This is a genomic window from Pseudomonas sp. 3296, from assembly GCF_031456615.1.
In the GTDB taxonomy this organism is placed as follows: domain Bacteria; phylum Pseudomonadota; class Gammaproteobacteria; order Pseudomonadales; family Pseudomonadaceae; genus Aquipseudomonas; species Aquipseudomonas mucoides.
Genome location: NZ_JAVDUY010000001.1, coordinates 104,846 through 131,227, shown reverse-complemented (window position 1 = coordinate 131,227; position 26,382 = coordinate 104,846). Strand labels below are relative to the sequence as shown.

Below are 26,382 nucleotides of genomic sequence, written 5' to 3'. Positions count from 1 at the left end.
TCACTGTTCAGATTTCAGGAGTTTATCCATGCAACGCACCGACCATTCCCTGCCCTGGAGCCACCTGGGTACCGAACGAACCCTCAGCGTATTTCGCTACGGCGCGGGCACGCGCAAGGTCTATATCCAGGCCAGTCTGCATGCGGACGAACTGCCGGGCATGCGCACCGCGTGGGAGTTGAAGAAACGCCTGGCCGAACTCGAAACCCAAGGCCAACTGCAAGGCGTGATTGAACTGGTACCGGTGGCGAACCCGATCGGCCTCGATCAGCACCTGCAAGGCAGCCACATGGGCCGCTTTGAACTGGGCAGCGGCAAGAACTTCAACCGCTCGTTTGTCGAGCTCAGCGCACCGGTGGCCGCGTTGATCGGTGACCGATTGGGCGACGATGCGCAGGCCAACATCGCCCTGATTCGCCAGACCATGGGCCAGGTACTTGATGGGCTGCCGGCACCGGCCTCGCAACTGGAAGCCATGCACCGCTTGCTGTTGCGCCATGCGTGTGATGCCGATATCACCCTTGATCTGCATTGTGATTTCGACGCGGCGATTCATATCTATGCCTTGCCACAGCATTGGCCGCAGTGGCAATCCCTGGCTGCGCGGCTGAAAGCTGGCGTGGCGTTGTTGTGTGAAGATTCCGGCGGCAGCTCGTTCGACGAATCGTGTTCTTCGCCATGGTTGCGTCTGGCGCGGGCGTTTCCTGACGCCGCTATTCCCCCGGCCAACCTGGCGACGACGCTGGAGTTGGGCAGCATGGGCGACACGCGGGTTGATCAGGCTCAGGCTAACTGCGAGGCGATCCTCGGTTTTCTGGCCGAGCAGGGATTCATCAAGGGCGAATGGCCGGCGGCACCGAGCGAATGCTGTGAAGGCATGCCCTTCGAAGGCACCGAGTACCTGTTCGCGCCGCATCACGGAGTGGTGAGTTTCCTGCGCAATGCCGGTGAATGGGTGGAGCGCGGCGATGCACTGTTTGAAGTGGTCGACCCGTTGAATGACCGGGCGACCACCGTGCGCGCCGGGACCAGCGGCGTGTTGTTTGCGATTGATCGCGGGCGGTATACGCAGCCGGGGACGTGGCAGGCGAAAGTGGCGGGGCGCGAGCCGATTCGGGTTGGGAAACTGATTAACGATTAACTGCGCAATCTCTAGTGCTTCCAAGGGCCTCATCGCGGGCAAGCCCGGCTCCCACGGGGGATCAGTGTTGAACACACCTCTGTGATTCAACAAAGATTCCTGTAGGAGCCGGGCTTGCCCGCGATGGGGCCACCAGCAACACCTGATGTATCAAGGCTCACAGTGCTAGGCTCACCCCCGAATCCTGTTCCCTGTAAAGGAAGGCAAATGTTGAAATTTCTCGCCATGCTGACGCTTCTGGCATCCGCCACAGTCCACGCTCAAACCCCGCTGCAAACCGATCTGCCCCTCAAGTATCTGGAACAAGCCAACCCCGAGTCGCAACACCAGCCACTGGTGATTTTCCTCCACGGTTACGGCAGCAACGAGCAGGACTTGTTCGGCATCAAGGATGATCTGCCCGCGACTTACACCTACCTGTCGGTGCGCGCGCCAATGACCCTGGAGGAGGGCAGCTACCAGTGGTTTACCAAGAAGGGCGAGGGCGCCTATAACGGCAAGACTGGCGATTTGAAGTCCAGCGGCCAGGTGCTGCTGGATTTCATCGCCCAAGCGGCGAAGAAATATCACACCGAACCGCAGAAGGTGTTCCTGGTGGGGTTCAGCCAGGGCGCGATCATGTCCTACGAAGTGGCGTTGCGTCACCCCGAGGCAGTCGGCGGGATTGCGGCGTTGAGCGGGCGGATTCTGCCGGTGCTCAAATCGGCGCTCAAACCGGATGAAAGTCGCCAGAAGCTGGCGATCTTCATCGGTCACGGCAAAGAGGACAACCGCCTGCCGTACAAGGACGGTACAGACGCCGACAACCTGCTGAAGAGCCTGTCCCTCAAGCCTGAGTTTCATGGCTACGAAGGGCTCGGCCACAACATCAGTGAGGCCGAGATTGAGGATTTGAACGCTTGGCTGCAGCGCTTCAATCCCTGAGGTTTATTTGCCGGTGACGATCTGTTTGATCAACGTCTCGTGCGCGGCCATGTCACCCGGACGGGAAATCACCTGAACCACCGCCATGCGGTTACCCGACGCCGCCATCAGCGTGGTGTTAAGGGTCATGCCGCCACCTTGGGTGGCCGTGCTGTCAACCTGACGCAATCCCAGGCCTGAGGCTTTTTGCGTCAGGCTTTTTTCGCTGAGCTTGTTGAAGTCCGGCAGGGCTTTGAGTTGTGCGGCTTCGAAATCGGCGGCCGTGCCATCGAGGAACGCACTGTCGTTGTCTTTGACGGTGACGTCTGCCGGCAGGTTGTTTTCAGCGGCGATCACCACGGTCTTGGTGGTTTCGTTGGTGTACATGGTGCCGCTGGCGCCAGACGGGCTGGCTGGCAGCGTGTTGGCGATAAAGCCCTTGGGCAGGGAGAAGGTGAACTTGCCGCCCAGCATCGAGACTTTCTGCGAGGACGAAGGCGTGGTGGCCGTGGCCTTGGCGGCCTGTGCATTCAACGCGCCCAGACTGGCAACCGCCGTCAGCAACAGGACAACGGCTTTTCTACTCAACAGTGACATGCAAAAAACTCCAGGGATGATCGCGCTTTGAGGGCGATCATCCCATGGAGTTTGTGAAGCATTCCAGCGCGGCAACGGTTTACACCCAGCGGCGCGACGGATAACTGCTATCTGGAACGTCAGGCCTGGTTCTGCGGGAACAGGTTGCGACGGGTTTCTTCGTCGAACTCGGCCTTGAGCACCAGTTTCTCTTTCAAACCGTGGGCACGCTGAGCGGCCGGGCGGGCACTGATTTCATCGAACAGGCGCTTGACGTTCGGGTACGCCGCCAGGCCGTTTTCGCCGAGGATGTACGGCGCGTAGTTGGCCCAGCCCCAGAGCGCCATGTCGGCGATGCTGTAGGTATCGCCGGCGAGGTATTGATGATCGGCCAGGCGCTGGTCGAGTACGCGGTAGTGACGTTCCACTTCTTTCAGGTAACGGTTTTTCGCATAGGCCAGGTCTTCCGGCGCGTGGTGCAGGAAATGCACGGCTTGCCCCGAGAACGGCGACAGGCCGGTGGCGATGAACATCAGCCACGACAGCAGTTCGGCATTGCCGGCAGCGTTGGTCGGCAGGAAACGCTGATGTTTTTGCGCCAGGTGCAGCAGGATCGCCTGGGAGTCAAATACCGTGGCATCACCGTCAACGAGTGCTGGAACCTTGGCGTTCGGGTTGATCGCCAAAAAGGCTGGCAGGTGTTGCTCGCCCTTGAAGGTGTCGACGCCGATCAACTCGTAAGGCGTTTGCAGCTCTTCAAGCAGCAGGGCAACTTTCATCGGATTCGGCGAAGGGTGGAAAAAGAATTTCATGGTGCAGGCCTCAGTCGGGTGGGTTGTGAACTGAGGCTGATGTTGAGGGAAACCTGTTCGATTGACGTACGAGGTTGTTGCTTTACTCGTTCGACGTTATCGAACGTGTTGCGACAGCTTTCTCGGAGGATCGGGTGGTGGCAACCACCGCGCCACCGATGATCAACAGCGCGGGCACGATCAGGATCGGACCGGCCTGGCTGTCGCCCACGGTGATCAACAGCAGCGTGGAAATCAGCGGCGCCAGGTAGGACAGCGCCCCCAACGTCGCCAGACTGCCGTGCTTGGTGGCGTGGTCCCAGGCCAAAAACGCCAGGCCCACCGGTCCCAGGCCAAGGCAGAGGATCGCGGCCCATTGACCGGCATCCGGCCAGACCGTGGTTTCAAACAGCAGATGGCAGATCAGCCCGCCGATGGCCACCAGGCCGCAGACACCGCCGATGGTGTTGCTGGGCACTGTGCTGAAGCGTCGATTGAACACTGAATAAACGGCCCAGATCAGCGCACAGCCAAACGCCGCGAGATACCCGGCCACCGGCATGGCTGCACCCGCCGTCGGTGTGTGTTGCTGCATGATGAACGCCGTGCCCGCAAGCCCCAGCAGCGCGCCGAGCATCTGACGCTTGCGCAGCTTTTCTCCGGCCGAGAACGCCGACAACAACACCAGCAACAGTGGCCAGAGGTAGTTGATCAGGCTGGCCTCGGCGGCCGGGGCGGCTTTGAGTGCGAAAAAATACAGCGCGTGATAGACGAAGATTCCGCTGAACCCGGTCGCCCAAACGGCCCAGGGTTGTCGCCAGCTGCTGAAGCCGGCGATGCCGCGTCGCCCCAGAATGACCACGCTCGCTGCGAAGGCCACGCCGAAACCGAGCGTCATCAGCTCAAAGGCCGGAATGCCTTGGGTGAGGGTGGTCAGCAACGCGAGGCAGGACCAGAGGAATATGGCAATAACGCCGATGGCGGTGGCTGAACGGGCAGTGCGCACCTGGAGCGTGGCGTGATTCATGTCTGGTCCTTCAGCACGGTGATCGGGCGACATCCTGGCCCGCAGCTGTAAAGGAGCTTAGCGGTTGATCGCGGATCGTCCAGGCGCGGTCGTCGGCTTGACCGGGCGTGCCAACAATTGCCGGGTGACCCCGAGCATCGCCACTGAAACCGCGACGCCGAGGGCAAACGCGCTCAGCCCCATGTGCGGCAATGCCAACGCCAACACCAGACAAAACGCCGCGAACGAATACATGCCGGTCGCTGTTGCTCGAAGGAGTGCGGCGGTAAACGCCGGGCCCCGGGTTTGCTGGGAAAACACCGCCATCACGCTGCCCAATACCGGGAACACCGCGAGCAAACCGCTCCAGCGTTCGCCGACGGTGCTCGCCAGCAACGTAACCGCGAGGGTGAGCAGGGCGCCGGCCATCATGCGCAGCAGCAATTTATCGGACTTCGGCGCCGGGCCGGACACCAGCGGCTGTACCTTGGGGAACAGGTAAGGCGCAGCGAGCAGCGCTGTCGCCGCGGCGATGACCGAAAACACCAGGGACGGCGGGATCAGCGACAGGATGACGGCCGCCAAGGCCCAGACGGACAGTGACACCAGCAGCGCCAACGGCCAATTGGCGCGCTGGGCAACCTGGGCGTAGGTCACACAGAAGGCAATCATCGCGAACATCGCCGACAACGCGGCCGTCGCCGACCGGGCGGCAAACACTTCGCCTTGCTCGATGGCGAGGAAGAACAGAATCGGCCCGACCACCACCGGCAGCCCGGACAGCCAACCGGCCACGCTTGGCCCCCAGCGTTTACCGGCGAGAGAAATCAGCAACAAAAATCCTGGAATCACCAGCAGTTTGAGCATCAGCACGCACACGTCTCCTTCCTGAGAGAGACGGCAACGTTAGCATCGAGCAAGCTGAATTGCTCTAAGAATGAGGAGATTTTGTATACAAAGCTTTAGGCTCAAATAGTTGTACAAAACTATGCTTTGCGTATAAGTTTTTAGCAGGTGTCCAAGGTAAAAAAACGCGATGAACAGACTCCGGTTGTGCTTGTATCACGGTGTGTTGTTCCTGGGATTGTCATGCACCCAGGCCTTGGCCAATTGGCAGGAGGCATTGCCCGGTGCGCAGATTATCGGCACCGGCGAGTTTCGGGTGTTCGGGTTCGATGTTTACAACGCTCGGCTCTGGAGTGCGGGCCGGCCCTTGTCGCCGGACCAGCCGTTTGCCCTGGAACTGATCTATCAGCGCAGCATTTCCCGAGATGATCTGGTACAGGCCAGTGTCGATGAAATCAAGCGGTTGTCCGGCGCCTCGGTCAGCACTGAGCAACTCGAGCGCTGGAAGGTGCAGATGCAACAGTCGTTTGTCGATGTAAAGGCCGGCACCCGCATTACCGGCGTTTATTTGCCTGGGCAGGGCGCGTGGTTCTTTGTCGGCCAGCAGCCGCAACACGAAGTGAAGGACCCGCAATTCGCCCGGGCCTTTTTCGATATCTGGCTCGACCCACGTACACGTAATCCCGAGTTGCGCCAGCAGTTGCTGGGCAGCGCCAAACCTTGAGGTGCATGACATGCTGAAGAATCTGCTGCTGGTGTTTTGCGTCTGCCTGGCCGGTTGCGGCGTCGATGTGCAGCGCTACAGCGAGCAGAACCCCAAGCTCGATCTACCCGGGTTCTTCGTCGGGCAAGTGGATGGCTGGGGAATGTTCCAGAAGCGCTCGGGCGAGGTGATCAAGCGCTTTCATGTGCTGATCAACAGCCGAATGGACGGCCAGAACCTGATCATGCATGAAGCCTTTACCTACAGCGATGGCACCAGGCAGACCCGAGTCTGGACGTTGTACCCAGACGGCCCTGGCCGTTGGCGCGGTACGGCCGGCGATGTGGTCGGCGAGTCCCACGGTGAGGTCGCCGGCAACGCGTTGCATTGGCGCTATGAACTCAGCCTGCCGGTGGACGACAAGGTCTACCAAGTGCATTTCGACGACTGGATGTACTTGCTGGACGAAAACACCATGGCCAATCGCTCAGCCATGACCAAGTTCGGTGTTGAGTTGGGCCAGGTGACCTTGTTCTTCCGCCGCCACGGCGCCTGATACCCGGGTATTTGCCCCTTGGGCGCATGGCCTGAAACCTCTAAGCTGCGCTTTTTGACCTGTCGACGGATGTTTGTGTGAAATTCAGTTTGCCCAAAGTTGCCACTGCGCCGTTTTGCCCGCCGGAAGTGGCGGGCAGCGTGGCCGTTGATCCTCACGCCTCATTCTTCAAACGAATGCTGCGTTTTGCGGGTCCTGGCTTGCTGGTATCCATCGGCTACATGGACCCGGGCAACTGGGCGACCGCCATCGAGTCCGGCTCGCGCTTTGGCTACAGCCTGTTGTTTGTGGTGCTGCTGGCGAGCTTGGCGGGGATGGTGGTGCAGTGTTTGTGTTCGCGCCTGGGCATCGCTACCGGGCGCGATCTGGCGCAATTGTCCCGCGAGCGCTACAGCCCGCGCACGGCACGCACGCAGTGGGTGCTGGCGGAAATCTCGATCATCGCCACCGACCTTGCCGAAGTGCTTGGCTGTGCGTTGGCGTTTCATCTATTACTCGGGTGCTCGCTGACGTTTGGCATTGCCCTGACGGCGTTCGACACGCTGCTGGTGCTGGCCCTGCAAAACCGCGGTTTCCGTCGTCTGGAAGCAATCATGCTGGTGCTGGTGAGCACCATCGGCGTGTGTTTCTTCGTCGAGTTGCTGCTGATCAAACCTTACTGGCCAGACGTGGCGCGAGGCTTCACGCCGTCACTCTCGGCGATTGGCGATGCCGCGCCGCTGTACCTGGCCATCGGCATTCTCGGGGCCACGGTGATGCCGCATAACCTGTACCTGCACACCTCGATCGTGCAGACCCGACTGATCGGCAAGGACCTGGCCAGCAAGCAGGACGCGGTGAACCTGGCGCGCATCGACACCATCGGCTCGCTGGCGTTGGCGCTGCTGGTGAACGCGGCGATCCTGATCCTCGCGGCAGCCGCGTTCCACAAGACCGGGCATACCGATGTGGTGGACATCCAGGACGCCTATCACTTGCTGGACCCGCTGGTGGGCGGGGCGTTGGCCAGCGTGTTGTTCGGCGTGGCACTGCTGGCGTCGGGGCAGAGTTCGACTTTCACCGGGACCATCGCCGGGCAGGTGATCATGGAGGGTTTCCTGAACCTGCGGATTCCGTGCTGGCAACGGCGCTTGATCACCCGTGGGCTGGCGCTGATTCCGGCGTTCATCGGGGTCTGGCTGATGGGCGACAGTGCGGTTGGCAAGTTGCTGGTGTTGAGTCAGGTGGTGTTGAGTTTGCAGTTGCCGTTTGCGTTGTACCCGTTGATTCGCATGACCAACGATCGCCGTTTGATGGGAACGTTTGTGAATCGCTGGCCAACTCGGGTGCTGGCGTGGGGGTTGTTTGTGGTGATCAGCGGGGCGAATAGCTGGTTGATTCTGCAGTTTCTGGGGTGATTGGGCTGGCCTCATCGCGCTCTACTTTCGAAATGCTTCAACCACAAAATCAATGAACACCCGGGTCTTGGCCGGCATCAATGTCCGGCTCGGGTAGTACAGCGAAATCGGTCCCGCGTCCGCGTGCCAGTCGGGTAGCAAGCGCACCAGTTCGCCACGCTGGAGGTGGCCGCTGACGTCCGGCAACACCAGCAACGTCACACCCAAACCGAGCAGCGCCGCTTCACGCATGGCCGCCGGGTCATTGAGCACAATGGTTTCGTTCAGACTGACCGGCACTTCATGACCTGCGCAATCCTGCATGACCCACTGCCGAATTCGCCCGGTGCGGCTACCGCGCATCACGATGCCGTTGAATCGGGACAACTGCGTAGGATCGTCCGGCAACGCTCGTCCCGCCATGTAAACGGGGGACGCCACCGCCACCACATCCGCTGCTGCCAGCGTGCGCGAGACCACACCAGGTGTCAGTTCAAAGCCGCCGCCGATGGCCGCGTCGTAGCCTTCGGCAATCAAATCCACGGGACGGTTTTCGAAGTGCCATTCCGGTTTGATCAATGGATAACGCTCAAGGAAGGCCGGCAGCAATGGCAGCACATGGCCGATACCAAACGTCGGTGCGAGGCTGACTTTGAGCACGCCGGCCGGTTCGCCCCGGTCGCTGCTCACTGCATTGATCGCCGCCTGCAACGCCTCCAGATTGCCGCCAATGTTTGCCAGAAATCCCTCGCCGGCTTCGGTCAGCGACAGCTTGCGGGTCGAGCGCTGGAACAGCCGCACACCGATGTTTCGCTCAAGCATCGCCACGTTACGACTGACCGCGGCCGGCGTCAGCGCCAGTAACCGTGCCGCCGCGGAAAAGCTGCCGGTTTCGGCGCTGCGCACAAAGGATTCAAGGTTGGCGAGGGTTTCCATGAGTGACACCTGCTAGTGATGCTTGAAAATCATTCAAGGCATTACCGGCTAATCAAGCGCTAATGGCAAGCGCAGTATTCACCCCAACGACAACCCCCCTCGGAGTGAATATTCATGAGCACTATCGGAATCATCGGCGCCGGTGCCATCGGCGCAGCCTTTGCCAGAGCCCTGTCGCGTCAAGGCATTAAATTGGTCATCGCCAACAGTCGCGGCCCGGAAACCCTGGCTTCGCTGGTAGAAGAACTCGGGCCGACGGCGCGTGCCGGTACCCGTGAAGAAGCGGCCGCGCAGCCGATTGTGCTGGTCGCGGTGAATTGGTCGAAGTTGCCGGCGGCGTTGGGCGGTCTGCCGGATTTCGGCGGTCGGATTGTCATTGATGCGAACAACTCGATTGAAGCGCCGTCGTTCAAGGCCGTTGATCTGAACGGGCGGATGTCCAGCGAAGTGTTCGCTGAATGGGTGCCCGGTGCGCGGGTAGTCAAGGCGTTCAATCACCTTCAGGCGCGTCTGCTTGAGCGCGATCCGGCGGCGGAGGGCGGTCGTAGAGCCCTGTTTTTCTCGGGAGATGACACCCAGGCAAAAGCCCAAGTGGCCGCGCTGATTGATCAGTTGGGATTCTTCGGGATTGATCTGGGGGAATTGAGCGTTGGCGCACGATTGACGCAGTTTCCAGGCGGCCCGCTGCCGACCTTGAATCTGGTGAAATTTGCCTGACACGCAAGGTAGGCGGTAGAACCGACGCGATGTGAATCGCGTCGGGGGTGTTGCCAGGCTGCAGCGGATCTTCGTGGGTCCCCGTGCAGTCTGATGAACGCTTTACGCTCGTTCGATCGCCAATGCCACGCCCTGACCACCGCCGATGCACAGGGTGGCGAGGCCTTTCTTGGCGTCGCGCTTGATCATTTCATGCAGCAAGGTCACCAGCACACGGCAGCCCGATGCACCGATCGGGTGACCCAGAGCGATAGCACCGCCGTTGACGTTGACCTTGTTCAAGTCCCATTCCAGGTCCTTGGCCACCGCCAGCGATTGCGCGGCGAAGGCTTCGTTGGCTTCGATCAGGTCGAGTTGGTCGATGGACCAACCGGCCTTGCTCAGGCAACGACGCGTGGCCGACACCGGGCCGATGCCCATGATCGCCGGGTCTACGCCGGCGTTGGCGTAAGCGGCGATTGTCGCCAACACTGGCAGGCCGAGGGCCTTGGCTTTGTCGGCGCTCATCAGGATCACGGCAGCGGCGCCGTCGTTCAATGACGAAGCATTGCCGGCGGTCACCGAACCGTCCTTTTTGAACGCCGGTTTCAGCTTGCCCAACGCTTCAGCGGTGGTGCCGGCGCGCGGCTGTTCATCCGTGGCGAAGGACAGCGGATCGCCCTTGCGCTGAGGAATCAGGATCGGCGTGATCTCATCGACAAAACGCCCGGCTTCGATGGCGGCCGTGGCTTTTTGCTGGGAGGCGGCGGCGAAGGCGTCCTGTTGCTCGCGGGTCAGACTGTATTTCTCGGCGAGGTTCTCGGCGGTGATGCCCATGTGGTAATCGTTGAACGCATCCCACAGACCGTCGCTGATCATGGTGTCGACGATTTGCGCGTGACCCATGCGCAGACCGGTGCGAGCACCCGGCATCACATAGTTGGACAGGCTCATGTTTTCCTGGCCGCCGGCAATGATCACGTCGGCATCGCCACAGCGAATGGCCTGGGTGGCCAGGTGCAGGGCTTTGAGGCCCGAACCGCAGACCTTGTTCAGGGTCATGGCCGGCACGGTGAACGGCAGGCCGGCCTTGATCGCGGACTGGCGCGCAGGGTTTTGCCCGGCGCCGGCGGTCAGGACCTGGCCCATGATCACTTCATCGACTTCAGTCGGGTTCAGGCCGGTTTGCGCCAGCAGCTGGCGGATGACCGCAGCACCCAGATCTACGGCAGAAACATTGGCCAGGGAGCCCTGGAAACTGCCGATCGCGGTACGCGTGGCGGCAACAATGACGACGTCTTGCATGGAAGGATTCCTCACTGGTCAGCGAACTGCATTTCCGGAACGTGGTCCGGGACGATCAGTTTACCCGCAGTTTTGGCGATGATTTCCTCGACGCTGACGCCAGGTGCGCGTTCCTTGAGGACAAATGCGCCATTTTCGATTTCCAGGTAGGCAAGGTCAGTCAATACGCGCTTGATGCAACCGGCGCCGGTCAGCGGCAAGCTGCAGTGGTCCAGCAGCTTGGACTCACCGTCCTTGGAGGCGTGGGTCATGATGACGATGATGTTGTCTGCGCCCGCCACCAGGTCCATGGCGCCGCCCATGCCCTTGACCAGTTTGCCGGGAATCATCCACGAGGCGATGTTGCCTTGCACGTCGACTTCGAAGGCGCCCAGCACGGTCAGATCGACATGGCCACCGCGGATCATCGCGAACGACTCGGCCGAGGAAAAGATCGACGCGCCGGTGCGTGCGGTCACGGTTTGTTTGCCGGCGTTGATCATGTCGGCATCAATGGTTTCTTCAGTAGGAAAAGGCCCCATGCCCAGCAGGCCGTTTTCCGACTGCAGCATGACTTCCATGCCTTCAGGGATGTAGTTGGCGACCAGGGTCGGAATGCCGATGCCCAGGTTGACGTAGAAGCCGTCCTGCATTTCGCGGGCGACGCGTTGAGCCATTTGTTCGCGGGAAAGTGCCATTGTTGTTATTCCTTCATTCGGTCCGGGGGCAGGGGATCACTTACGGATGGTGCGCTGTTCGATGCGCTTCTCGAACGTGCCGCAGATGATCCGGTCGACGTAGATGCCAGGGGTGTGGATCTGCGCCGGGTCCAGCTCGCCGGGTTCGACGATTTCTTCGACTTCGACCACGGTGATCTTGCCGGCGGTGGCGGCCAGCGGGTTGAAGTTCTGGGCGGTGTGGCGGTAGATCACGTTACCGAAATGGTCGGCTTTCCAGCCTTTGACAATGGCGAAGTCACCGGTGATGGACTCTTCCATCAGGTACTTGCGGCCATGGAATTCACGGACTTCCTTGCCGTCGGCAACCGGGGTGCCAACGCCGGTGGCTGTGAAGAATGCCGGGATGCCGGCGCCGCCTGCGCGCATTTTTTCAGCGAGGGTGCCTTGGGGGGTCAGGACGACTTCGATTTCGCCCTTGAGCAGTTGCTCTTCGAACAGCTTGTTTTCGCCGACGTAGGAGGCCACTACTTTGCGGATCTGGCGGTCGGTCAGCAGCACACCGAGGCCGAAACCGTCGACGCCGCAATTGTTGGATACCACGGTAAGGTCGCGGGTGCCTTTGCGTTTGATCTCGTTGATCAGGTTTTCCGGGATCCCGCACAGGCCGAAGCCGCCAGCGATCACGGTCATGCCGTCTTCCAGACCTGCCAGAGCTTCCTCGTAGGAACTCACGCGCTTGTCGAAACCTGCCATATGCACCTCTTTTATTCTTTGTGGGCGGCTGGCTAGCCGAATGGGAGGGAGTGTCTCGCTGTTGTATTCATTTGTTAAGTTGATTTTTAAGGTGGATTGATAGATAAAACTCACCAATCGATCATCCGTATTACGTTGGAGCCACCGGCCATGACAGTCAAGCAGATCCGCGCCTTCCTGGCAGTGGCCCAGAGCCTGAGTTTTGCCGTGGCTTGCGAGCGCTTGCACCTGTCGCAATCGGCGTTGAGCCTGACGATCAAGGCGCTGGAGGAGGGCCTGGGTGGGCGCTTGTTCACCCGCAACACGCGCAACGTGGCGCTGACCGCCGAGGGCGAATCGCTGGTGCCGCTGGCCCGCCGGTTGATCGCCGATTGGGACAATGCCGAGGACGAACTGCGCCAGCGCTTCACCCTCCAGCGCGGCCGCGTGACCCTGGCCGCGATGCCGTCGTTTGCCGGCAACCTGCTGCCGCCGATCCTCAAGACCTTCCGCGCGCGTTATCCCAAGGTCAACGTCACGGTGAATGACGTGATCAACGAGCAAGTGCTGGAAATGGTCCGCGACCGCCAGGTCGAGCTGGGCGTGGCGTTCGAGCCGACGCAGAGTTCGTCTTTGGCGTTTACTCCGCTGTACATGGACCGTTTCGTGGCGATTGTGCCCAAGGATTCGCCGCTGGTTGAGCATGATGATATCGACTGGCAAACGCTGCTCAAGGAGCCGTTCATCACCTTGCAGCGACCGTCGACGGTGCGGGTGATGCTGGAGGAACACTTACAGGCGCGGGGGATGAAACTGCCAGTGGAGTTTGAAAGCCATCAGTTGGCCACGGTGGGACGGATGGTTGCCAGCGGGTTGGGCGTGAGCGCGGTGCCGGCGCTGTGCGCGGGGCAGATGCAAGAGCTCGGTGCGAAGTGCATCCCCCTGCGCGATCCGGTGGTGGAGCGGGCCATCGGCGTGTTGACCCAGCCTGGCGGTGAGCTGTCGGCGGCGGCGCAGGCGTTGTTCGATATCCTCAAGGAAGAACTCGGCCAACCCATCTCCACGCACTGATCACCGGCTGGATAGCCAACACAAATCTAAAGGGAGCGAGCTTCTTCAGTTGTTAAGTGTTCAGGCGCTGGGCCAGCAGGGGTAAAAGCTGTTCGCACGAGCCTTCAATCTTCAAATCCAGCAGGTCATCCGCCCGTGTCTTGCCCAGATTCATCGCAATCAACGGCTTCCCTTGATCCGCTACCGCCCGGCACAGCCGAAACGCGGAGTACGCCATCAATGAAGACCCCACCACCAGCAACCCCGCCGCCTTTTCCACCGCTGCCATCGCTTTGGCCGCCGTCACCTGTGCCACGTTTTCGCCAAAAAACACCACGTCCGGTTTCATCCGCTCGCCTTTGCAATGCGGGCACTGTGGCACTTGAAACCGCGCTTCGAATGCCGCATCCAGCAAGGTGTCGCCATCCGGCGCCTGTACCGCATCGACCCCGGCCAGGTAAGGATTGTGCGCTTCCATCAATCGCTGAATGACGTCCCGCTCGCTGTGTAGTCCGCAATCCAGGCACAGCACCCGGTGCAGGCTGCCGTGCAGTTCGATCACATCGTGACTGCCGGCCTGATCGTGCAGGGTGTCGACGTTCTGGGTGATCAGGCCGCTGATCTGTTGCTTGCTTTGCAAATTGGCCAACGCCTCGTGCGCCACATTCGGCTGCGCCAGACGCACACGCGGCCAGCCGAGCATGGCCCGTGCCCAATAACGTCGACGCGATTGCGGGGCGGAGAGAAATTCCTGATACATCATCGGTTGCCGGCCGCGACGCACGCCCTGGTTATCGCGGTAGTCCGGAATGCCTGACGGGGTACTGATGCCGGCACCGGTCAGCACCACGAACGGCTGTTCAGCCATGAGTTGCCGAAGCTGCTCGAGTTGTTCGCGCAGGAGGCTGTCGAGCATGTTCAACACTCCGGGAAGGGCCTTGAGAGTGTGCAGCGTAGCAGACCGATCACCCGGACAGCGCGGCTGTCCGGGTGAAGATTGAGGTTTATTTACGCGCTTCCAGAATCAGGTTGAACGGTGTTTCAGTGGCGCGCCGGAATGTCTTGAACCCTGCCTCGGTGAACACCTTGCGCAACCGCGCTTCGCCGGCCTGGGCGCCGAGCCCGAGACCGACTTCCTGGGACAGCGAGTTCGGCGTGCAAATGAACGTCGAGGCGGCGTAGAACAGTCGGCCCACCGGGTTAATGTTGTCGTCGAGCGAATCATTGGCGAAAGGCTCAACCAACAGCACCGTGCCGTCCGGTTTCAGCGACTCATAGGCATGTTTGGCCGCACCCACCGGGTCGCCCATGTCGTGCAGGCAGTCGAAGTAGCAAATCAGGTCATAGTCGCCGCCAGGATAGCTCTTGGCGGTGCCCTGAAAGAACCGCGCCCGGCCGGCCACGCCACCTTCTTCGGCACGTTGGGTGGCGACGGTGACGGAAGGGGCGTGGTAGTCGAAACCGACGAACCGCGAGCTTGGGAACGCCTGGGCCATGATCACCGTCGACGCACCATGCCCGCAGCCGATGTCCGCGACTTTCGCGCCAGCCTCCAGTTTGGCCACCACGCCCTCAAGGGCCGGCAACCACTCGGCAATCAGGTGCGCTTTGTAGCCGGGGCGGAAAAACCGTTCGGTGCCGCTGAACATGCACGGATGGTGATCACCCCAGGGCAGGGCGCCGTCGCCGCGCATGGCGTTGACCAGTTTGTCCTTGTCATGGAAAAACGACGCAACCACGCCGATGCCGCCGGCGATATAGACAGGTGAGTCCTCGATGGCCAGGGCCAGGGCTTGTTCTTCGGGCAAGCGGAACTGGCCGTCGCGGTGTTCCATGTAACCGGAAGCCGCGTGGGCGCTGAGCCATTCACGCACCAGGCGGGGGTTGCAGCCGGTTTTATCGGCGAGTGTTTCAGGGCTGATCGGCTGACTGTCGGCCATGGCCCGGTACAGGCCGAGTTCCTCGCCGAGGATGACGTTGGCGAGCATCGCCGCGCCGCCCATGTCGTTCACCAGTTTGCCCATGAAATCATTGAGTCTGGCCTCGTCCATCACGTGTGCTCCTTTGGCAGGATCACGGTCCAGAGGCTGCATTGATCGAGGCATTCGCCTCTGGGCGGTGGTCGTGGGAATGAACAGGACGCCGATGCACGTCCTGGGTGAATTAAGTTTAGTTCGTGGCCCGGGTGCTACGTCCTGGAGCGACGAAAGCCCCATTCCCCACCCTGACACCGCTCCCATAAGGGATCCGGGTTTCCACAGGGGGGGGCTGTGTATCGCACTGTATCTGACCGCTGTCCCGATACATTCCACTTCATTCCCGGCCATTGCTGAACACAGCCCGGATACAAAGCTGAGATGAACTGTTCTCTCTCACTCCGTGAAGGGAACCCCCTGATGACTACGCTCCTGTCTGAAACCAACCCCGTCAATCGCCTGCGCGTCGACCATTACACCCAAGGCATCATCGGCCCAAGCCAGCCCATGCTCGGGCCGCTGGCCGACGGTGGCACGCTGATCACCGGCACGCCACCGGGCTGCTGGGGGCCGATGATCACGCCGGCCTTCGAAGGTGGTCACGAAGTCACGCAACCAGTGGCTATCGCCGGTGCCGAAGTCGGCGATGCGGTGGCGATCAAGATCAAAAGCATGCGCGTGACCTCCTTGGCGACGTCGTCCGGGGTCATGAGTTTTGTCGAGGGGCGCTACAACGGTGATCCATTCGTCTCCAAATTCTGCTCCAAGTGCGGCACCGACCACCCGGCCAGCCACGTCGAAGGCATCGGCGAAAACTCCATTCGTTGCAATAACTGCGGCGCCGAAGTCAGCGCGTTTCGCTTCAGCCACGGCTACGTGATTGTGTTCGATGCGCAAAATCAGATCAGCCTGACCGTCAATCAGGACGTTGCCAACCGACTGGCGGGCAATGCGTCCGAGATGTCGGCACTGCCGGAATTCGCCGCCCAGCACTCGATCCTGTCGCTGGCCCGCGCCGACATCCCCGGCGTCGCCGCGCACATGCGCCCATTCCTCGGCAACATCGGCACCACGCCGTCCCGTGACTTGCCGGACTCGCACAACTGCGCCGATTTCGGCCAATACCTTATCAATGCTCCGCACCGTTTTGGCATGACCCGTGAAGAACTGCACGCCGCAAAAACCGACGGCCACATGGACACCAACTCGATCCGCGAAGGCTGCGTGCTGATCTGTCCGGTGAAAGTACCGGGCGCCGGCGTGTACATGGGTGACATGCATGCCCAGCAGGGCAACGGCGAGATCGCCGGGCATGCCACCGATTGCTCCGGGGAAACCGAAGTGCAGGTGGACGTGATCAAGCACCTGACGCTGGAAGGCCCGATCCTCCTGCAAAACCTTGACGACTTGCCGCCCATGGCCCGGCCGATGACTGCCGAACAACGGCAGAAAGTCCGCGAACTGGGCGAGCGCTGGGGGCAACACGAGATCGAGCAGAGCGGCCCGATCACCTTTATCGGCAGCGGTGAAAACCTCAACGTCGCCGTGGAAAACGGCCTGAAACGCGCGGCGTCGGTCACCGGCCTTGCGTATGACGAAGTGCTTAACCGCGCGACCATTACCGGCTCCATTGACATCAGCCGCTTGCCCGGCACCGTGCGCGTGACCTTCCTGTGCCCGATGACCGTGCTGGACCGGATCGGCATCGGTCACCTGGTGCGCGAGAAATACGACCTGGCATAACGCCCACTCACGGGTCTGTACCAAAGTGTGTACAGACCCGCTGCTGATACATCCACCCAGATTTTCTGCCGCAACCGAACACAGCCCCGATACAGCGCTTCGATTAACTGTGATTCCGTTTTGGCAATCATTGAGATCGACACCATGCAGACCTCTTCCACACCCACCCAGGCCAGCGTCGGGCTCGGCCTGCGTCGCGGTTTATTGAAAGACCTTTTGGCCGCCCGTACCGGTGATTTCGACTTTCTGGAAGTCGCCCCGGAAAACTGGATCGGCATCGGCGGCGCCCATGGCCATGCACTGCGCGCCCTGGCCGAGCGTTTTCCGTTGTCCTGTCACGGCTTGTCGCTGTCCCTCGGCGGTCCAGCGCCGCTGGATGTCGTTTTTTTGCAGGAAGTCCGGGTGTTCCTCGACCAGCACCAGGTGCCGCTGTACAGCGAGCATTTGAGTTATTGCAGTGATGACGGTCACCTCTACGACTTGCTGCCGCTGCCCTTTACCGAAGAAGCGGTGCACCACGTGGCGGCGCGTATCCGTCAGGCCCAGGACATTCTCGGCCGACGCCTGGCGGTGGAAAACGTTTCCTATTACGCCGCGCCGCAGCAGGACATGGATGAGGTGACTTTCACCAACGCGGTGTTGCGCGAGGCCGATTGCGACCTGCTGCTCGACGTCAACAACGTGTATGTCAATTCGATCAACCACGGTTTCGATCCGCTGACCTTTTTGGCCAATGTCGATTCAGGCCGGGTGGCGGGCATGCACGTGGCCGGGCATTTCGACGAATCCGACACCTTGAAAATCGACACCCACGGCGCCCCGGTGAAACCGGTGGTCTGGTCGTTGCTGGCGCAAGCGTATGCCCGGTTCGGCGCGCAACCGACGCTGCTGGAGCGGGATTTCAACTTCCCGGCGTTTTCTGAACTGGTGGCCGAATTGCAGACCATTCGCCGCTTGCAAACCGAGGGGGTGAACCGTGGATAAGCCCAGCCTGTTGGAACAGCAAACCACCCTGGGCCGCTACCTGCGCGATCCCGAGCACTGCGCGCCGCCCGGTGAAATGAATGCCGCGCGGGCACAGGTGTATCGCGACCTGATTTTCGCCAACCTGTCGACGTTGCTCAGCGGGACGTTCCCGGTGCTGATCAAGATAATCGGTGATGAGCAGTGGCGCACGCTGGTGCGAATTTTCCTGCGGGACCACCGTGCACAGACGCCGAAATTCGGCGAGATCGCCCAGGAATTTATCGGCTTTCTCGCGGCTGATCCGCAGGCATTGAGCAAGGGCACCTGGCCGCCGTTCATGGTCGAGTTGGCGCATTACGAATGGGTCGAGATGGCGCTGCAGCAGTCCGATGCCGAGCCGTTGGCGCCGAGCGATGCGGCGTTGATCCTGGAGCGACCGTTACAGGTTTCGCCACTGGCGTGGCCGCTGGCGTATGCCTGGCCGGTGCAGGGGGTGGGGCCGGATTTTCAACCCGAGGCAGCACCTGCTCAGCCGACGTTGTTACTGGTGCGCCGGGCGGAAGACTGGAGTGTGAAGTTTTCCGAACTGAGCCCGTTGGCGTGGCGGCTGTTGCAGCGGATCGAGGCGTTTCCCGACCTGAATGGACAGGCGCAGCTGGAAGAGCTGGCGGTCGAGGCGGGTGCGCGCGGGTCGGCGGAATTCATGGACAGTGGCGCGGCGTTGTTGCGCCAGATGCATGGGGAAGGAGTTTTGGGGGTGGCATGATCGTTCCCCGCGGAGCGTGGGAACGATCATTGGCGGTGCGGCTTACACGGAGAAAAAGTACCGCGTCAGGTGAAAGAAGATCGGTGCCGCGAAGCAGATTGAATCCATCCGGTCGAGCATGCCGCCATGCCCTTTGATCATGGTTCCCCAATCCTTGGCGCTCAGGCTGCGTTTGATCGCTGACATGACCAGCCCACCGAGAAACCCCATCACCACAATCACCAGCGACATCAGCAACGACTGCCAGAAATTGAACGGCGTCATCCAGAACATGCACCCGCCGATCAGCGTGGCCGACAAGCCGCCACCCACCAAACCTTCAACGGTTTTCGACGGGCTCACCAACGGCGCGACTTTGTGTTTGCCAAAGAGCTTGCCGAACACGTACTGCAACACGTCACTCAACTGAACGACAAAGACCAGATAGAAGAGCAACAACGCGTTCTGCCCGGTGAACCCTTGCAGGTCCAGCAGCAACAGGGCCGGGGCGTGGCTGATGCAGTAGATGCAAATCATCACCCCCCATTGAATCTTGGCCGCGCGCTCCAGAAAGCTGTCGGTGTCCTGGCTCAGCACCGCAATCGCCGGCAGCAGCAGGAAGGCGTACACCGGAATCAACAGGGTGAACAGCGAATACCAGTGCGTGCCGATCAACACGTACTGCAGCGGGATCAGGATGAAAAACGCCGAGAACAGCGCGTTATGGTCGCCGGGGCGGGTGGGCGTCAGGGTGATGAATTCCCTGAGGGCGAACAGCGAAATGAAGCCGAATAGAATAACCGTCGCATTCCCGCCCAGCAGGTAGGAGACGAAGAAGATGATCACCATCCCCCACCAGGCATTCACGCGCTGATTGAGGTTTTCGATGGTCGAGATCGAGCCCTCGGTTTTCGCCCGTTTAGCCAGCACGCGACCAATAATCGAAGCCACCGCCAGCAGGCAGGCGATGGCGCCAAAGAACCACAAAAACTTTTGTTCGAGCGTCATGCCGACAACCTCACGATGGCGTCACGCGCCCGTTGCAGAAACACCTGTTTTTCCTCATCGACGAACCGTGGCATCGGGTCGCCGATGCGGATAGTGCAGATGATCGGCAGCGGCACGTGTTTGCCCTTGGGCATGGAGCGGTGCAAGTTTTCCAGGTAGATGGGCACCAGATCAACTTCCGGGAACGCCTCGGCCAATCGGTACAGACCGGATTTGAATTCCCCGGGCAAGGCCTGGTTGGAGCGCGTGCCTTCCGGAAAGATGATGATCGAATGGCCGGCGCGCACCACATCGAAAATCGGCTCCAGCACATTGGTCCCCGGTGTCGGGTTGCGGTCGATCAGCACGGCATTCAGGCCTTTCTGCGAGATGTAGCGCAGAAAGCGGTTTTTGCCCCAGTAGTCGGCGGCGGCCACCGGTTTCACATTGACCCGGGCTTCGGGGGGCAGGGCGGCGATAATGGCCAGCGTGTCCATGTGGCTGGTGTGATTGGCAAAATAGATGCGCTGGCGGGTCAGGTCCGGCGGGCTTTCCCAGCGGGCGGTGACACCGATCAGGAAACGCAGCACTGAAATCAGCGCATTACTGATCCACATGGAGATTCCCCTTGAGCTGACGCGAGATGGCCAGGGTTCGCGTGACACAGGTCGCGGCGGATCCGGCGGCGATGATCACCAGCGCGATCAACAGTGCGTAGTGCGTGCCATACATCGTGGCTTCGAACGCATTCAGCAGCAGCCCGGCAGTCATCACGGCCATTCGATGCTGCTTGGCCATGGGGCCGATGAAGGTCTGCTTGAGGCCCAGCGAACCGCCAAACACGCGAACATACGCCGTGAGCGCCGCGGCCAATGCGGCAAACCATCCGAGGTCGCCGTGCCCGATGGCATAGCCGAGGCCGATGATCAGCAGGCTGTCGGCAATGCGGTCGGGGAATTCGTTGTAGAGGCTTCCGATGTCGGACTTCTTGCCGCCCTCGATGGCCACCATGCCGTCGAACAGGTTGCACAGCAGGCGCAACTGAATGCCGAGGACGCAGAGGATCGAGCCGATGAGGCCGTTATCGATATTCAGAGCCGCTGCCCCGGCGAGCGCAAAAGCCATGCTGGCGACGGAGATCTGATTGGGGGAAATGTCGCGTTTCACCAACCGGTCGGTGATGCGTTTTGCCCAGCCCGCCGAACGTGTCTTGATGGGCCTTCTGTTGTCATCCATTTACCGATATCCCTATTCATGATGATGCGCCGCAGGGGCAAATCGCCCGGCAGCGCCCCACAATATAGAGGCTTTCCTGTGTCCCTGCGCCTGTTTACTGACTGACAGGTCGAATCGGCAACTTCAGCTCCGCACACAATCCCCCACCCTCACGATTACTCAATACCAGCGATCCACCGATGGCCAACGCCAGTTGCTGGGCAATCGCCAGCCCAAGCCCGGTGCCGCCGGTGCTGCGGTTGCGTGAATTTTCCACCCGGTAAAACGGTTCCATCACCTGTGCCAGCTCTTCCTCGGCAATGCCCGGCCCGCGGTCCATGACTTTCACCGACAGGCTGCCGTTTTTGCTTTCTACCTTGAGTTCGGCCGCACCCGCGAACTTCAGGGCATTGTCGGTGAGGTTCACCAACACCCGGCGCAATGCATGGGGGCGAGTATCGATGACGGCTTCACTTTTGCCGCCCAGTTGCACGTCTTTGCCCATGTCCTGATAGTCGAACACCAGGCTGTCGAGGAATGAGTCCATGTCGGTGCGCCGACTTTCTTCGGTCGAGCCGTGAATGCTGCGCGCGTAGGCCACGCCTTCGCGCACCAGGTGTTCCATCTCGCCGAGGTCGTTCCACAGTTTGTCTTTTTCGACCGAGTCGTCCATGAATTCGGCGCGCAGTTTCATGCGGGTGATCGGGGTTTGCAGGTCGTGGGAAATCGCCGCCAGCAGTTGCATACGTTCCTTGAGGTACGCGGCGATGCGTGCCTGCATGGCATTGAACGCCTTGGCCGCGTGGGCGACTTCGGTCGGGCCTTGTTCGTCCAGGTGCACGGCGTGGGTATTGGGGTCGAGGGTTTCCACGGCTTGGGCCAGGCGGGTCAGCGGACGGATGGCGATGCGCACGGCCAGCCAGGTGCAGGCGATCAGCAGCGCCAATTGACCGAGCAACACAAACGGCAGCCACGGCGACAGCGGCACCATCGCCGGTCGTACGTCGATGGTCACCGGGCTGCCATCGGCCAGTTTCAGGTGGACCTGGAAATGTTTGATCGGGCCGGGGATGTCGGTCACGGTCATCGGGTAGTCCTTGCCGATGGCGTCCTTGATTGAGGTCACAGCAATCGGCGTGTCGCGCATGGCGGTGCCCGGCGAACCTTCATCCAGCAAATAGCGGTAGTTGCGCCGTTCCAGTTGCTGCAGCCAGCTCGCCCGTTCGGTGGCCGGCAAGCGGTCGAGGATGGCGATGGAGGTCGAGACGTCGGTCTCCAGGTTGCCGAGCATGGTGGTTTTCGCGGTTTCGTAACGCTCGTAATACTGCGCGCCGAAGGACAGCGCCTGGGCGAGGATCAAGCCGATCAGGAAGATCAGCGACAGCCGCGAAGCGAGGGTACGGGGCCAGAGAATTGCCAGGTTCATGAGGGCGCACCGATGACTTCCACTGCCAGCGAAAACACATAGCCCTCGCTGCGCACGGTTTTGATGTAGGCCGGTTCGCGGGCGTCGTCCAGCAAGCGCTGGCGCAAGCGGCTGACCAGCAAGTCGATGGAACGGTCGAACAGGTCAGCGTCGCGGCCCTGGGTCAGGTTCAGCAATTGATCGCGATTGAGCACCCGTTGCGGGTGATCGAGGAAGACCCGCAGCAGTCGGTATTCGGCGCCACTGAGCGCCACCATGGTGCCGTCCTCGTCCAGCAGGTGCCGGGCGGAAGTGTCCAGGCGCCAGCGACCGAAGGCCAGCAGCCGGCCGCTTTCGGTCACCACCAGGTTTGGCGGCAACATGCGCGTGCGGCGCAGCACAGCGTTGATGCGGGCGAGCAATTCGCGGGCGGCAAATGGTTTGACCAGGTAATCATCGGCGCCCATTTCCAGGCCGATGATGCGGTCGGTTTCGTCGTTGCGCGCGGTGAGCATCAACACGGGCGTGGCCTTGTGTTTACCGGCGCGCAATTCGCGGCAGAGCATCAGGCCGTCGTCGCCGGGCATCATGATGTCGAGCACGATCAGGTCCACCGGCGTGGTTTCAAGAAAGGCACGCATTTGGCGGCCGTCGGCGACGACTGTGGTGCGCAGGCCGTTCTTCTTCAGGTAGTTGCCTACCAGTTCCCGGATCTCGCGGTCATCGTCGACGATGAGAATGTGATCGACGTGTTCCATGGGGGCCTTGCCTCTGTAAATGGGGGATGTCGCGCAGTCTATCGAGCCTTGGCCCGCTTGCCCGCCACCCTTTGTATTGCAGTGTATCTGGCTTGGCGGCGGATACACGCAGACGCAAAAACACGGTTTTTCAGGGGTTTTGTATCGCTGTGTATCAGGGGGCGGCTTTGATACGTACCGATTTATACGCGTCTGTTCTCGACACAGACCAGATACCTCGCGGGCTTCTAATAGGTTCCATCGAGGCAAACCACACCGCCTCGGCTCAATTGAACGACCGACCCATTGAAGCCTTGAGGAAACCGCCATGAACACTAAAGCCATCTACGCCGCTTGCCTGTTTGCTGCCCTGAACATCTGCACCTTGTCGGCCCGTGCCGAAGCAGACGTTACAGCCAAAACCTACACCTACGGCACCCATCTGGACATCAAGAAGGTCGTGTCGCTGAAGCAGGATGCGACCCCGGTCTGCGGCGTGGTGGATGCACAGCTGACTTACCTGGATTCGCAGAACAAAACCCAGGTTCTGGACTACCGCAAAGTGGCTGACAACTGCAACTCGGACAACTGATTGCTGCGCTCACCCAGTGCCCATCCCCTTTGAAACAGGAAGAACACCATGAACAACGTAAGCCGCTACCTGACCGCCATTGCCTTCTCCATCGCCGGCGCCGCCGCCCATGCCAATGCTGCTGTTGAACAGAACAGTTGTGGCAGCGCCACCTGCTTCCAGCTGACGCCGGTGGCGCACAAGGATTCCAACGCCTTTCTGGCCGAGGATGGTTTTAGCCGTACGCCGCAGGGGCAGATGGTTGCAGAGAACGGCGGCAGCCGGACTCCGCAGGGTCAGCAACTGGATAACCAGACTGCCTGAAAACCCCCGCTCCTACAGGGATGTGTGTTGTGTCGCCCTTCATTATTTCAAGGTGATCCTATGTTTCTCATCGCTTTCCTGGGCGGCGTATTGACCGTGCTCAGTCCCTGCATTCTGCCGGTCGTTCCGTTCCTGTTCGCCGGGGTCAAACGTAGCCGTTCCTCCATCCTGCTGACCCTCGGCGGCATGGTCCTGACGTTCGCCCTGATCTCCAGCCTGGCTGTGGTCAGCAGTGAGTGGGTGGTGCAAGCCAACAACACCGGTCGCCATGTCGCCCTGTTCGTGATGGTGCTGTTTGCCCTGTCGCTGATATCGGCCCGGATCGGTGACTGGATGGCCCGTCCGTTCGTGGCACTGGGCAATCGCCTTGACCCCGACACCCGCAAAATGTCCGGCCCGTTGAGTTCGGTGATGATCGGTGTGGCCACCGGCCTGCTGTGGGCACCGTGCGCCGGGCCGATCCTCGGTGTGATCCTCACCGGCGCCATGCTGCAAGGCGCCAATGCGCAGACCAGTCTGTTGCTGCTGGCGTACGGCCTGGGCAGCGCGCTGTCCCTGGGGACTTTGATCTTCGCCGGTCGCGGCCTGGTCAATCGCTTGAAAGCGTCGATCCCGGTCACCGGTTGGCTGCGCAAGGGGGCTGGTGTTGCGGTGCTGGCGGCTGCGGCTGTGAGTTCCACCGGCGCTGACAAAACCCTGCTCGCCGGCACCTCGTCCGAAGGCGTCAGCAGCCTCGAACAAGGCGTGCTGGAAACCGTGCCGAAAGTCGTCGACTACTTCGTCAGCAAGGTCAAAGCGGACTCGTCGATGGATAACGCCCAAGGCGCCATGCCGTCGCTGAACGGCGCCGTCGAATGGATCAACTCGCCGGCCCTGACCCACGAATCGCTGAAAGGCAAAGTGGTGCTGGTGGATTTCTGGACCTTCGACTGCATCAACTGCCAGCACACGCTGCCGTATGTGAAGGACTGGGCGAAGAAATACGAGAAGGACGGCCTGGTGGTGATCGGTGTACACACCCCGGAGTACGGTTTCGAGCGCATCATCGACAACGTCAAGGATCAGGTGAAGAAGCTCGGCATCACCTACCCGGTGGCCATCGACAACAACTACGCGATCTGGCGCAACTTCGATAACCAGTACTGGCCCGCTCACTACCTGATCGATGCCAAGGGCCAGGTGCGTTACACCCACTTCGGCGAAGGCAGCTACGAGACGCAGGAGAGGATGATCCAGCAACTGTTGGAAGAGGCGAAAGCCCCGGCGGCGTAAGCGATCAAATCAATGGCTCACAGGCTCCGCGCCGTGGGCCATTGGTTTTTTTCCCTGACTGCGCCGCCACGCGGCCGGTGGTGCGCCGAACTCACGACGGAAGGCCCGGCTGAACGCGGTATCGGTCTGGTAACCCACTTCTTCGGCAATGCGCATCAATGAGCTGTTACTGCTGCGCAACAGGTTGGCCGCCAGCAACATCCGCCATTGCGTCAGGTACTGCATTGGCGAACTCCCCACCAACTGCTGAAAGCGCTCGGCCAACACCGATCGTGAGGCACCGGCCGTACGCGCCAGCTCATCCAGCGTCCAGGCGTGACAGGGTTTGTTGTGCAGTGCGTTCAACGCGGCACCGACAATCCGGTCACCGACCCCGGCCAGCCAACCGGTCCGTCCTTCGCCCTGTTCGTTCATGTGCAGGCGCAGCACTTCGATGAACAGCACCTCGGCCAGTTTCGCCAGCACACCTTCGCCACCGGGCCTCGGCGAGCGGGCTTCCGCCAGGGCATAACGAACGGAAGACTCCAGCCACATGCCGGCGTTCGAGCCACGCACGTTGACCCGGACCACCGCCGGCAGCCCGGTCAGCAACATGCCGGCCAGTCGCGTATCGCACGCCAGATAACCGCACACCAAGCGCGTCACCGCACCGCCTCCGCCATAACTCAATTGCCGGGGACGGCGCGCCAGCACCACGTCCAGTCGCGCACCTTTGGCTGGAGGAAGTCCCGGTTTGGAACTCATGCGATGGGCATCACCTTGCGGGAACACCACCACATCGCCAGCCGTCAGCAGCAACGGAGGATCATCCCCGAGTTCGACGTAACACTCGCCCTCGGTGATCAGGTGGAAGATCACCACGCGTTCGGCACCGGGCTCCAGAAATGGCGCCGCCGTGTCGGCGCTGGGCGACTGGTAGCACCAGGGCGCGGTGAACCGGGCATTGATGAAAATCGCGCCGACCAGGCGTACGACCCGCAAGGTTTGGGACAGAGCGTCCATGGAGGTTTTCCGGTGTATGGATCGCATTGATTGTGAGCCTGTCGCTGCAAGGTGGCCAACCTCCGGACGATCGGACAAGGTTGGCCGACGATCGGGCAGGACGCGAGCGTGCGCCGGGGTGATAGTTGACTCACAGGGCCACTAACGACCCTGTCATCAATAA

General features: G+C 61.0%; 29 protein-coding genes. 13 read left to right on the top strand and 16 right to left on the bottom strand.

Annotated elements, in window-relative coordinates; translation table 11 throughout:
* The first annotated feature begins 28 nt into the window (after positions 1 to 28).
* A complete protein-coding gene (locus J2X66_RS00695) occupies positions 29 to 1,141 on the top strand; it encodes a M14 family metallopeptidase (protein WP_310259577.1) in 1,113 nt (370 codons plus the stop codon).
* Between the two features lie 207 nt (positions 1,142 to 1,348).
* Positions 1,349 to 2,065, top strand: coding sequence for an alpha/beta hydrolase-fold protein (locus J2X66_RS00690; protein WP_310259573.1), 717 nt, complete (start codon positions 1,349 to 1,351; stop codon positions 2,063 to 2,065).
* Between the two features lie 3 nt (positions 2,066 to 2,068).
* On the opposite strand, the gene J2X66_RS00685 is transcribed toward J2X66_RS00690, so the two are convergent.
* From J2X66_RS00685 to J2X66_RS00670, 4 genes are all read right to left on the bottom strand, one after another.
* A complete protein-coding gene (locus J2X66_RS00685; RefSeq protein ID WP_310259570.1) occupies positions 2,069 to 2,641 on the bottom strand; it encodes a hypothetical protein in 573 nt (190 codons plus the stop codon).
* Positions 2,642 to 2,760: 119 nt separating this feature from the next.
* Positions 2,761 to 3,432, bottom strand: coding sequence for a glutathione S-transferase N-terminal domain-containing protein (locus J2X66_RS00680; RefSeq protein ID WP_310259567.1), 672 nt, complete (start codon positions 3,430 to 3,432; stop codon positions 2,761 to 2,763).
* Between the two features lie 82 nt (positions 3,433 to 3,514).
* Complete coding sequence (locus J2X66_RS00675) at positions 3,515 to 4,438, bottom strand: DMT family transporter (protein ID WP_310259564.1); 924 nt, start codon at positions 4,436 to 4,438, stop codon at positions 3,515 to 3,517.
* Between the two features lie 57 nt (positions 4,439 to 4,495).
* A complete protein-coding gene (locus J2X66_RS00670; protein WP_310259562.1) occupies positions 4,496 to 5,290 on the bottom strand; it encodes a hypothetical protein in 795 nt (264 codons plus the stop codon).
* 163 nt (positions 5,291 to 5,453) lie between these two features.
* On the opposite strand from J2X66_RS00670, the gene J2X66_RS00665 reads away from it, so the two are divergent.
* From J2X66_RS00665 to J2X66_RS00655, 3 genes are all read left to right on the top strand, one after another.
* On the top strand, positions 5,454 to 5,987 hold the full coding sequence (locus J2X66_RS00665; RefSeq protein WP_310259559.1) for a chalcone isomerase family protein: 534 nt from the start codon (positions 5,454 to 5,456) through the stop codon (positions 5,985 to 5,987).
* Positions 5,988 to 5,997: 10 nt separating this feature from the next.
* Entirely contained in the window at positions 5,998 to 6,522 is a 525-nt protein-coding gene (locus J2X66_RS00660) for a DUF3833 domain-containing protein (RefSeq protein ID WP_310259556.1), read from the top strand.
* 77 nt (positions 6,523 to 6,599) lie between these two features.
* On the top strand, positions 6,600 to 7,919 hold the full coding sequence (locus tag J2X66_RS00655) for an Nramp family divalent metal transporter (protein ID WP_310259553.1): 1,320 nt from the start codon (positions 6,600 to 6,602) through the stop codon (positions 7,917 to 7,919).
* A gap of 21 nt (positions 7,920 to 7,940) precedes the next feature.
* Here J2X66_RS00655 and J2X66_RS00650 read toward each other — a convergent pair whose 3' ends face one another.
* Positions 7,941 to 8,834, bottom strand: a complete 894-nt coding sequence (locus tag J2X66_RS00650; protein ID WP_310259550.1) for a LysR family transcriptional regulator — start codon at positions 8,832 to 8,834, stop codon at positions 7,941 to 7,943.
* A gap of 114 nt (positions 8,835 to 8,948) precedes the next feature.
* Here J2X66_RS00650 and J2X66_RS00645 point away from each other — a divergent pair, with 114 nt between their 5' ends.
* Positions 8,949 to 9,551, top strand: a complete 603-nt coding sequence (locus tag J2X66_RS00645) for an NAD(P)-binding domain-containing protein (protein WP_310259546.1) — start codon at positions 8,949 to 8,951, stop codon at positions 9,549 to 9,551.
* Between the two features lie 102 nt (positions 9,552 to 9,653).
* On the opposite strand, the gene J2X66_RS00640 is transcribed toward J2X66_RS00645, so the two are convergent.
* The 3 genes from J2X66_RS00640 to J2X66_RS00630 are packed head-to-tail and all read right to left on the bottom strand — an operon-like array spanning position 9,654 to position 12,247.
* Positions 9,654 to 10,835 carry an acetyl-CoA C-acetyltransferase gene (locus J2X66_RS00640; RefSeq protein WP_310259544.1) on the bottom strand — a complete coding sequence of 394 codons (1,182 nt, stop codon included), beginning with the start codon at positions 10,833 to 10,835 and terminating at the stop codon, positions 9,654 to 9,656.
* Positions 10,836 to 10,846: 11 nt separating this feature from the next.
* A complete protein-coding gene (locus J2X66_RS00635) occupies positions 10,847 to 11,512 on the bottom strand; it encodes a CoA transferase subunit B (protein WP_310259541.1) in 666 nt (221 codons plus the stop codon).
* Between the two features lie 36 nt (positions 11,513 to 11,548).
* A complete protein-coding gene (locus tag J2X66_RS00630) occupies positions 11,549 to 12,247 on the bottom strand; it encodes a CoA transferase subunit A (protein ID WP_310259538.1) in 699 nt (232 codons plus the stop codon).
* 150 nt (positions 12,248 to 12,397) lie between these two features.
* Here J2X66_RS00630 and J2X66_RS00625 point away from each other — a divergent pair, with 150 nt between their 5' ends.
* The gene (locus J2X66_RS00625) at positions 12,398 to 13,297 is read left to right on the top strand and encodes a LysR substrate-binding domain-containing protein (RefSeq protein WP_310259535.1); all 900 of its coding nucleotides are present in this window, start codon (positions 12,398 to 12,400) and stop codon (positions 13,295 to 13,297) included.
* Positions 13,298 to 13,349: 52 nt separating this feature from the next.
* On the opposite strand, the gene J2X66_RS00620 is transcribed toward J2X66_RS00625, so the two are convergent.
* Positions 13,350 to 14,192 carry an NAD-dependent protein deacetylase gene (locus tag J2X66_RS00620; RefSeq protein WP_310259532.1) on the bottom strand — a complete coding sequence of 281 codons (843 nt, stop codon included), beginning with the start codon at positions 14,190 to 14,192 and terminating at the stop codon, positions 13,350 to 13,352.
* Positions 14,193 to 14,280: 88 nt separating this feature from the next.
* On the bottom strand, positions 14,281 to 15,327 hold the full coding sequence (locus tag J2X66_RS00615; protein ID WP_310259530.1) for a class I SAM-dependent methyltransferase: 1,047 nt from the start codon (positions 15,325 to 15,327) through the stop codon (positions 14,281 to 14,283).
* A 345-nt stretch (positions 15,328 to 15,672) separates the two neighbouring features.
* Between J2X66_RS00615 and J2X66_RS00610 the strand changes: the two genes are divergently transcribed.
* From J2X66_RS00610 to J2X66_RS00600, 3 genes are all read left to right on the top strand, one after another.
* On the top strand, positions 15,673 to 16,995 hold the full coding sequence (locus J2X66_RS00610) for an acetamidase/formamidase family protein (RefSeq protein WP_310259527.1): 1,323 nt from the start codon (positions 15,673 to 15,675) through the stop codon (positions 16,993 to 16,995).
* Between the two features lie 144 nt (positions 16,996 to 17,139).
* Positions 17,140 to 17,979, top strand: a complete 840-nt coding sequence (locus J2X66_RS00605) for a DUF692 domain-containing protein (protein ID WP_310259526.1) — start codon at positions 17,140 to 17,142, stop codon at positions 17,977 to 17,979.
* A complete protein-coding gene (locus tag J2X66_RS00600) occupies positions 17,972 to 18,727 on the top strand; it encodes a putative DNA-binding domain-containing protein (RefSeq protein ID WP_310259523.1) in 756 nt (251 codons plus the stop codon). The genes J2X66_RS00605 and J2X66_RS00600 overlap by 8 nt, the downstream gene beginning before the upstream one ends.
* Positions 18,728 to 18,769: 42 nt before the next feature.
* On the opposite strand, the gene J2X66_RS00595 is transcribed toward J2X66_RS00600, so the two are convergent.
* The 5 genes from J2X66_RS00595 to J2X66_RS00575 all read right to left on the bottom strand — a co-directional run bounded on the left by J2X66_RS00595 (position 18,770) and on the right by J2X66_RS00575 (position 23,071).
* Entirely contained in the window at positions 18,770 to 19,714 is a 945-nt protein-coding gene (locus tag J2X66_RS00595) for a phosphatidate cytidylyltransferase (protein WP_027925237.1), read from the bottom strand.
* Positions 19,711 to 20,310 (bottom strand): lysophospholipid acyltransferase family protein, encoded by a 600-nt coding sequence (locus J2X66_RS00590; RefSeq protein ID WP_310259519.1) that lies wholly within the window; start codon positions 20,308 to 20,310, stop codon positions 19,711 to 19,713. The genes J2X66_RS00595 and J2X66_RS00590 overlap by 4 nt, the downstream gene beginning before the upstream one ends.
* The gene (locus tag J2X66_RS00585) at positions 20,297 to 20,929 is read right to left on the bottom strand and encodes a CDP-alcohol phosphatidyltransferase family protein (RefSeq protein ID WP_310259517.1); all 633 of its coding nucleotides are present in this window, start codon (positions 20,927 to 20,929) and stop codon (positions 20,297 to 20,299) included. The genes J2X66_RS00590 and J2X66_RS00585 overlap by 14 nt, the downstream gene beginning before the upstream one ends.
* 94 nt (positions 20,930 to 21,023) lie before the next feature.
* A complete protein-coding gene (locus tag J2X66_RS00580; RefSeq protein WP_310259514.1) occupies positions 21,024 to 22,334 on the bottom strand; it encodes an ATP-binding protein in 1,311 nt (436 codons plus the stop codon).
* On the bottom strand, positions 22,331 to 23,071 hold the full coding sequence (locus J2X66_RS00575) for a response regulator (protein ID WP_027925241.1): 741 nt from the start codon (positions 23,069 to 23,071) through the stop codon (positions 22,331 to 22,333). Before J2X66_RS00575 ends, J2X66_RS00580 begins: the two co-directional genes overlap by 4 nt.
* 307 nt (positions 23,072 to 23,378) lie before the next feature.
* On the opposite strand from J2X66_RS00575, the gene J2X66_RS00570 reads away from it, so the two are divergent.
* The 3 genes from J2X66_RS00570 to J2X66_RS00560 are packed head-to-tail and all read left to right on the top strand — an operon-like array spanning position 23,379 to position 25,217.
* Positions 23,379 to 23,642: a DUF2790 domain-containing protein gene (locus J2X66_RS00570; RefSeq protein ID WP_027925242.1), complete on the top strand. Its 264-nt coding sequence runs from the start codon at positions 23,379 to 23,381 to the stop codon at positions 23,640 to 23,642.
* Between the two features lie 48 nt (positions 23,643 to 23,690).
* The gene (locus tag J2X66_RS00565) at positions 23,691 to 23,945 is read left to right on the top strand and encodes a hypothetical protein (RefSeq protein WP_027925243.1); all 255 of its coding nucleotides are present in this window, start codon (positions 23,691 to 23,693) and stop codon (positions 23,943 to 23,945) included.
* A gap of 60 nt (positions 23,946 to 24,005) precedes the next feature.
* A complete protein-coding gene (locus tag J2X66_RS00560) occupies positions 24,006 to 25,217 on the top strand; it encodes a cytochrome c biogenesis protein DipZ (RefSeq protein ID WP_310259507.1) in 1,212 nt (403 codons plus the stop codon).
* Positions 25,218 to 25,226: 9 nt separating this feature from the next.
* Here J2X66_RS00560 and J2X66_RS00555 read toward each other — a convergent pair whose 3' ends face one another.
* Entirely contained in the window at positions 25,227 to 26,219 is a 993-nt protein-coding gene (locus tag J2X66_RS00555) for an AraC family transcriptional regulator (RefSeq protein ID WP_310259504.1), read from the bottom strand.
* Between the last annotated feature and the right edge of the window lie 163 nt (positions 26,220 to 26,382).

Excerpts from the sequence above, each read along its gene's own strand:
- J2X66_RS00695 (WP_310259577.1), top strand. The coding sequence starts at position 29 with ATGCAACGCACCGACCATTCCCTGCCCTGGAGCCACCTGGGTACCGAA.
- J2X66_RS00690 (WP_310259573.1), top strand. The coding sequence starts at position 1,349 with ATGTTGAAATTTCTCGCCATGCTGACGCTTCTGGCATCCGCCACAGTC.
- J2X66_RS00685 (WP_310259570.1), bottom strand. The coding sequence starts at position 2,641 with ATGTCACTGTTGAGTAGAAAAGCCGTTGTCCTGTTGCTGACGGCGGTT.
- J2X66_RS00680 (WP_310259567.1), bottom strand. The coding sequence starts at position 3,432 with ATGAAATTCTTTTTCCACCCTTCGCCGAATCCGATGAAAGTTGCCCTG.
- J2X66_RS00675 (WP_310259564.1), bottom strand. The coding sequence starts at position 4,438 with ATGAATCACGCCACGCTCCAGGTGCGCACTGCCCGTTCAGCCACCGCC.
- J2X66_RS00665 (WP_310259559.1), top strand. The coding sequence starts at position 5,454 with ATGAACAGACTCCGGTTGTGCTTGTATCACGGTGTGTTGTTCCTGGGA.
- J2X66_RS00660 (WP_310259556.1), top strand. The coding sequence starts at position 5,998 with ATGCTGAAGAATCTGCTGCTGGTGTTTTGCGTCTGCCTGGCCGGTTGC.
- J2X66_RS00650 (WP_310259550.1), bottom strand. The coding sequence starts at position 8,834 with ATGGAAACCCTCGCCAACCTTGAATCCTTTGTGCGCAGCGCCGAAACC.
- J2X66_RS00645 (WP_310259546.1), top strand. The coding sequence starts at position 8,949 with ATGAGCACTATCGGAATCATCGGCGCCGGTGCCATCGGCGCAGCCTTT.
- J2X66_RS00640 (WP_310259544.1), bottom strand. The coding sequence starts at position 10,835 with ATGCAAGACGTCGTCATTGTTGCCGCCACGCGTACCGCGATCGGCAGT.
- J2X66_RS00635 (WP_310259541.1), bottom strand. The coding sequence starts at position 11,512 with ATGGCACTTTCCCGCGAACAAATGGCTCAACGCGTCGCCCGCGAAATG.
- J2X66_RS00630 (WP_310259538.1), bottom strand. The coding sequence starts at position 12,247 with ATGGCAGGTTTCGACAAGCGCGTGAGTTCCTACGAGGAAGCTCTGGCA.
- J2X66_RS00625 (WP_310259535.1), top strand. The coding sequence starts at position 12,398 with ATGACAGTCAAGCAGATCCGCGCCTTCCTGGCAGTGGCCCAGAGCCTG.
- J2X66_RS00620 (WP_310259532.1), bottom strand. The coding sequence starts at position 14,192 with ATGCTCGACAGCCTCCTGCGCGAACAACTCGAGCAGCTTCGGCAACTC.
- J2X66_RS00615 (WP_310259530.1), bottom strand. The coding sequence starts at position 15,327 with ATGGACGAGGCCAGACTCAATGATTTCATGGGCAAACTGGTGAACGAC.
- J2X66_RS00610 (WP_310259527.1), top strand. The coding sequence starts at position 15,673 with ATGACTACGCTCCTGTCTGAAACCAACCCCGTCAATCGCCTGCGCGTC.
- J2X66_RS00605 (WP_310259526.1), top strand. The coding sequence starts at position 17,140 with ATGCAGACCTCTTCCACACCCACCCAGGCCAGCGTCGGGCTCGGCCTG.
- J2X66_RS00595 (WP_027925237.1), bottom strand. The coding sequence starts at position 19,714 with ATGACGCTCGAACAAAAGTTTTTGTGGTTCTTTGGCGCCATCGCCTGC.
- J2X66_RS00590 (WP_310259519.1), bottom strand. The coding sequence starts at position 20,310 with ATGTGGATCAGTAATGCGCTGATTTCAGTGCTGCGTTTCCTGATCGGT.
- J2X66_RS00585 (WP_310259517.1), bottom strand. The coding sequence starts at position 20,929 with ATGGATGACAACAGAAGGCCCATCAAGACACGTTCGGCGGGCTGGGCA.
- J2X66_RS00580 (WP_310259514.1), bottom strand. The coding sequence starts at position 22,334 with ATGAACCTGGCAATTCTCTGGCCCCGTACCCTCGCTTCGCGGCTGTCG.
- J2X66_RS00575 (WP_027925241.1), bottom strand. The coding sequence starts at position 23,071 with ATGGAACACGTCGATCACATTCTCATCGTCGACGATGACCGCGAGATC.
- J2X66_RS00570 (WP_027925242.1), top strand. The coding sequence starts at position 23,379 with ATGAACACTAAAGCCATCTACGCCGCTTGCCTGTTTGCTGCCCTGAAC.
- J2X66_RS00565 (WP_027925243.1), top strand. The coding sequence starts at position 23,691 with ATGAACAACGTAAGCCGCTACCTGACCGCCATTGCCTTCTCCATCGCC.
- J2X66_RS00560 (WP_310259507.1), top strand. The coding sequence starts at position 24,006 with ATGTTTCTCATCGCTTTCCTGGGCGGCGTATTGACCGTGCTCAGTCCC.
- J2X66_RS00555 (WP_310259504.1), bottom strand. The coding sequence starts at position 26,219 with ATGGACGCTCTGTCCCAAACCTTGCGGGTCGTACGCCTGGTCGGCGCG.